The organism is Nocardia carnea (assembly GCF_029869215.1).
Lineage (GTDB): Bacteria > Actinomycetota > Actinomycetes > Mycobacteriales > Mycobacteriaceae > Nocardia > Nocardia carnea_B.
Window position 1 is genome coordinate 1 of the sequence record NZ_JARWPM010000301.1, and the last position, 6,185, is coordinate 6,185.

Annotated in this window: 3 protein-coding genes; 2 read left to right on the forward strand and 1 reads right to left on the reverse strand. The window is 70.1% G+C overall.

The features are described from left to right. The first annotated feature begins 80 nt into the window (after nucleotides 1–80). Entirely contained in the window at nucleotides 81–1,322 is a 1,242-nt protein-coding gene (locus QH276_RS21330; protein ID WP_280406873.1) for a hypothetical protein, read from the forward strand. A 306-nt stretch (nucleotides 1,323–1,628) separates the two neighbouring features. Here the strand turns inward: QH276_RS21330 and uvrA are convergent, their stop codons facing one another. After that, nucleotides 1,629–4,679: an excinuclease ABC subunit UvrA gene (gene uvrA, locus QH276_RS21335; protein ID WP_280401522.1), complete on the reverse strand. Its 3,051-nt coding sequence runs from the start codon at nucleotides 4,677–4,679 to the stop codon at nucleotides 1,629–1,631. A 779-nt stretch (nucleotides 4,680–5,458) separates the two neighbouring features. On the opposite strand from uvrA, the gene QH276_RS21340 reads away from it, so the two are divergent. Beyond that, the coding region (locus tag QH276_RS21340) for a PAS domain S-box protein (RefSeq protein ID WP_280406874.1) at nucleotides 5,459–6,185 on the forward strand (727 nt) is incomplete at its 3' end.

The window sequence follows — 6,185 nt, forward strand, 5'->3', positions numbered from 1 at the left end:
CCCCGCGCCCCGCGCCGGGGCCCCGGCGCCCGCCCGCGGGGGGGGCGGGGGGCGGGTGGCGGGGGGGGGAGTTGTGCGCCGTGCCCCCCCGCGCCCCCGCCCGCGCGGGCCGCGGCGGGGACGCGGCCGGTACGGCCCGTGATCTGGCCACCGCGGCGATCACCGTCTTCCGGATGTCCGACACCTTCACTCAGGCGCCGCCGCCGGGTACGGCCACCGATCTCCTGGCCGAGGCCGGCGTACTGGCCGGCGACGACCCCTCCGCGCTCGCCGCGGTGGCACTGGCCGAATGCGGTGTGTTCGCCCACACGGGTGATCCCGCGGCGGGACGTGAACCCCAAGCAGGTGAGGCCGGGGCGGTCGCGCTGGCGGAGCGGGCAGTCGAACTCGCGTACCGCACCGCGGACCCGGTGGCACGCAGCGCGGCCCTCGACGCGCTCACCGCGGCACAGTGCTGGACCGGTGACAACTTCGCCGCGTCCGAGACCGCGCGCCGCCGGGTGGAGCTACTCGCCGCAGATCCGGAAACCCCGGCGGAGGCGGTCGAGCAGGTGAATGCGTTCGCCGAGGCCGCGGAGATATCTCTCGGCGTGGGCGACCTCGCCGGGGCCCGGCGATGGGGCGCGCGGCTACGCGACCTGCCGTTACTGGCCGAACGCGGCGATTTCGCGACCTCCCGGCTGTTGGTGGCGGACGCGCTGGCCGGACGGACCGGCGACGTCCTGGCGAACAGCAGCCGATTCGCCGACGCCTGGGAACTCGCCGGACGCCCGCACGCCCCGCATCTGGCCCCGGCCGCCACCGCGGTGGCCCTGGTGCACGGTCTGCGCGGCGAAGGCCCGGCGCGGGCACGATGGCTGGACACCGCCGCCGAACTCGGCGCTCCCGCGAATCCCGGCGCCGCCTACAGCGCGGTTTTCGAGGCGATCCTGCTGCTGCACCACGGCCGGGCCGCGGCGGCCGCGGCCGAACTCGCGACCGATCTCACCGAGCTGGATGTCCGCGATATCTGGGTGTGGCGCCACTGGTACTTCGCGCTACGCGCCGAGGCCGCGGTCCTCGCCGGTGCCCCGGAGGCCGGTGAATACCTGGCGGCGGCGCGATCCACGGTCCGCCGGAATCCGGTCGCCGAGGCGATGGTCGCCCGGGCCGCGGCAGTGCACGCCGATAGCCCCGAGCAGCTCCCGGCCATCGCGGCCGCTTTCGAAGAGGCGGGGTGCCCCTATCAGCGGGCCCGCACGCTCACGCTGATAGGCGGTGACCGGGTCGCGGACGCCGCGCGTATCCTCGGCGAGCTCGGTATCGGCCCGGAAGATACCTGACCGGTACTCCGGGAGTCCGTGCGGCCACCGACCGGACCCCTGACCACTGATCCGGGGCGCGAGCGCGCCGGACGGTACGCGGCGTCCGCCTTACCCCGATCCGCACGGTTCCGGCCTTTCGGCGGCCCGGTCACCGAACACCTCGCCGCGGTAAATCGCGGGCCGGATACGGTCGCGCCCGCCCGTGCTCGGCGTCGGTTACCAGAGGCCGCCGGTGGCGAGATCTATCGAGCACGCGGGCGACCAGGGCCGGCGCACGCACCGACCCGCCGCGCTGCGACCCCGCGGCATCGACCGACTCTGTGCTCAGCGCAGCGCGGCCGCCTTCCGGGCCAGGCGCTTGGCCTTCTGTGCATCCGGCGCTGTCGCGGTCTTACCCGGTTCCGCCGTGGCGGCCTTCGCGGTTTTCTTCGCCGCCGGTGTCTTCTTCGCCGCGGCCTTCCGGGCCGGCGCGGCATCGGGTTGCACCGCGCCGCTGCCGTGCGCCGGGCCCGTGACCGCGGGCTGCGCCAAGATTTCCTTCAGGAACTCGCCCGTGTAGCTGCCGGGGGTGGCGGCGATGTCCTCGGGCGTGCCCTCGCCGACCACCGTGCCGCCGCCGGAACCGCCCTCGGGACCCATATCGATCACCCAGTCCGCGGTTTTGATGACGTCGAGGTTGTGTTCGATGACGATGACCGTATTGCCTTTGTCCACCAAACCGTTGATCACCGCGAGCAGTTTGCGGATGTCCTCGAAATGCAGGCCCGTGGTGGGTTCGTCGAGGATGTAGACCGTGCGGCCGTTGGAGCGTTTCTGCAGTTCGGCCGCCAGTTTCACACGCTGCGCCTCACCGCCGGACAGGGTGGTGGCGCTCTGGCCCAGCCGCACATAGCCCAGGCCGACGTCGACCAGAGTGGAGAGATACCGGTGGATCGAGGTCACCGGCTCGAAGAATTCGGCGGCCTCCTCGATCGGCATATCCAGCACCTCGGCGATGGTTTTGCCCTTGTAGTGCACTTCCAGGGTCTCCCGGTTGTAGCGGGCACCGTGGCAGACCTCGCACGGCACGTACACATCCGGCAGGAAGTTCATCTCGATCTTGAGGGTGCCGTCGCCGGAGCAGGCCTCACAGCGGCCGCCCTTCACGTTGAACGAGAACCGGCCGGGCTGGTAACCCCGCACCTTGGCCTCGGTGGTGGCGGCGAACAGGCTGCGGATCTTGTCGAACACGCCGGTGTAGGTGGCCGGATTGGACCGGGGTGTCCGGCCGATCGGCGACTGGTCCACCCGCACCAGCTTGTCCAGCTGATCGAGCCCGTTGACCCGGGTGTGCCGGCCCGGCACCTGCCGGGCACCGTTGAGTTTGTTCGCCATCACGGTCGCCAGGATGTCGTTGACCAGCGTGGACTTACCGGAGCCGGAAACACCGGTGACGGCGGTGAGCACACCCAGCGGGAACGCGACATCGATACCGCGCAGGTTGTTCTCGTTCGCGCCGACCACGGTGACGCGCCGTTTCTTGTTCACCGGCCGCCGCATCATCGGGATCTCGATCCGCTCGCGGCCGGACAGGTAGGCGCCGGTCAGCGATTTCGGGTCGGCGAGCAGTTCCGAGTACGGGCCGCTGTGCACCACCTGACCGCCGTGCTCACCGGCGAACGGGCCGATATCGACGACCCAGTCCGAGGCGCGGATGGTGTCCTCGTCGTGTTCGACCACGATCAGGGTGTTGCCGAGGTTCTTCAGCCTGGTCAGCGTCTCGATGAGCCGGCGGTTGTCGCGCTGGTGCAGGCCGATCGACGGTTCGTCCAGGACGTACAGCACGCCGACCAGCCCGGACCCGATCTGGGTGGCGAGCCGGATGCGCTGCGCCTCTCCGCCCGACAGTGTCGCTGCGGCGCGGGACAGGGTCAGGTAGTCCAGGCCGACGTCGAGCAGGAACCCCAGCCTGGCCTGCACCTCCTTGAGCACCTGACCGGCGATCGCCGCCTGCCGCTCCCCCAGCGTCAGCGCGTTCAGGAACTGCGCGCACTCGCGAATGGAGAGTTCGCTGACCTCGGCGATGGATTTCCGGTCCGGCCCGGCGGCCAGTGTGACCGCCAGGATCTCCGGCCGCAGCCGCGCCCCGTTGCACACCGGGCACGGGACATCCCGCATATAGCCCTCGTAGTGCTCCTTCATCTGCTCGGATTCGGTGTTGTCCAGCCGCCGCTGCAGGAACGGCATCACACCTTCGAAATCGGCGTAGTAGGAGCGTTTGCGGCCGTACCGGTTGGTGTAGACGATATGCACCTGGTCGGAGCTGCCCTCGAGGACCGCCTTCCGCGCGCGCGGCGGCAGGTCCCGCCACGGGGTGTCCAGATCGAAGCCCTGGGCGGCGGCGAGACCGGAGAGCAGCCGCAGGAAGTACTCGGCGCTCTGCCCGCGTGACCACGGGGCGATCGCGCCCTCGGCCAGGCTCAGCTCCGGATCGGGGACCACGAGCTCCGGATCGACCTCCTTGCGGATACCGAGACCGGTGCAGTCGGGGCAGGCGCCGTAGGGCGAGTTGAACGAGAACGACCGCGGTTCCAGATCCTCGATATCGAGCGGATGTCCGTTCGGGCAGGCCAGCTTCTCGGAGAAGCGGCGTTCCCGGTCGTGCGCGTGCTCGTCGCGGTCCACGAAATCGAGGACCACGATTCCGTCGGCCAGTCGCAACGCGGTTTCGATGGAATCGGTGAGCCGCTGTTTGGCGGTCGGTTTGACGGCGAGGCGGTCGATCACCACCTCGACATCGTGCTTCTCCTGTTTCTTCAGCTTCGGCGGATCGGTGAGCGGATACACCACCCCGTCCACCCGGACCCGGGCGTATCCCTGAGCGTGCAGCTGGTCGAAGAGATCGACGAACTCACCCTTGCGGGTGCGCACCACCGGCGCCAGTACCTGGAACCGGACACCCGGCTCCATGGCCAGCACCTGGTCGACGATCTGCTGCGGGGTCTGTTTGGCGATGAGCTCGCCGCATACCGGGCAGTGCGGGACACCCGCCCGCGCGTAGAGCAGGCGCAGGTAGTCGTGGACTTCGGTGATGGTGCCGACGGTGGACCGCGGATTGCGGTTGGTGGACTTCTGATCGATCGAGACCGCGGGCGAGAGGCCCTCGATGAAATCCACATCGGGTTTGTCCATCTGCCCGAGGAACTGCCGCGCGTACGCGGACAGCGATTCCACGTACCGGCGCTGCCCCTCGGCGAAGATCGTGTCGAAGGCCAGACTGGACTTCCCCGATCCCGACAGGCCGGTGAAGACGATCAGACTGTCGCGGGGCAGATCCAGGTCGATCCCTTTGAGGTTGTGCTCCCGCGCGCCACGGACAGTCAGGCGTTCCGCCACCAGGTCGGTCCCTTCTCGTTTCGTTCGCCGCGCCGGTCGGGCGCGCCATGAATGCAGTTCCGATGGAGCCGCCGCGACCGGCCCGGGCGGGCGGCTGCGCGGAGGACGGCCTCGTCGGCCCGGTCGGCACAATCGGCTCGGGCCGCGGATCGGCCCGCGGTGATGCTAGGACGGGCCACCGACAAGTTTCGCCGAACAACCGGATACCGGCGGAAACAGCGCCCATCCCCGAGCCGCGGCGCGGTCTTCCCGGATTCGGCGGACCGGCGCGACGAAGGGGCCGGACAGGCTCACCACCCCAGCGTAGGCCAACCGGGCACCGCACCGCGGCGTGTCACCGATCACCCGCCCTCCGGGCCACTATCGAGTCGTCGCCACCGGCCCGAGCGACAGTTCGGCGGTGAACCCGGGCCCGGTGGACCGGGCACCGCCGAGCGGCCGGGACGGGCGCGGCCCGCCCGGCCCCGGCCGGATCCGGTCCCGTACCGGGGCCGGAACGCGCCCCGGGCAGACCGCCGAGTGAGCGGTCCCACAAGGGGTTTCCCGTCTCCAGCCGTACCCGGTGACTGCACCGATTCCGGCGCTCGACATAAGATCGACAATGCGTCCGGTACCCCGCCACGACGACCTCCTCCCGGCCCCGGTCCTACCACTGCGCCGGGAACAGGTCGTGGCGTGATCGTGCTGGGAATCACACCCACCACTGTGAATTCCATGCGTGTGGATACCGGAGTAATGCCGTGTTTGAATATCCGGGTCAGCCGACGATGGGGGTTGGTATGGGAGATCGCAGGGCCTCCGCCGCCGAGCAACTCGCGCATCGGTATCGCTCCCTGGTCGAACACTCTCCCGACGGAATCTGCGTACACGAACGCGGCATCGTCGTCTACGCCAACCCCGCGTGCCTGCGGATCGTGCGCGCGCGCAACCTCGCCGAGGTCCTGGGCCAGGACATCGCCCGCTTCGTCCACCCGGATTCGCGCAGGGCCATGTTCAAACGGATCGCCGCCCTCACCGCGACCGGGGTCGCCACCGATCCCACCGAATGGACGCTGATCGCTCTGGACGGCCGCGAGGTCCCGGTGGAATCGGTCTCCGTGCTCACCGCCTGGCACGATCGCCTGGCCTACCAGGTGGTGATCCACGACCTGTCCGCCCAGCGGCGTGCCGAACGGGCCCAGCGCCGCGCCGAACAACATTTCACCACCGTGGTGGCGCAGCTCGAGGAAGGCGTGGCGGTCATCTACCGGGACGGCGTCATCGGTTCCGCCAATCCGGCCGCCCGCCGCATTCTCGGCCTCGACGAGCAGCTGCCGGTGGTGGGTACCACGATCGCCGAGTTGCCGGTGGAGTGGATGGATGCCAACGGGGCGCCGATGCCGCCGGCCCGGCATCCCGTCGCGCGGTCAATAGCGACCCGCGGGGAGGTAAACCGGATACTAATAGCGATAGGGCCGGCCGAACGCCGGCGCCCCATGGGTCACGTAAAGAGCCCGCTGCAGATCA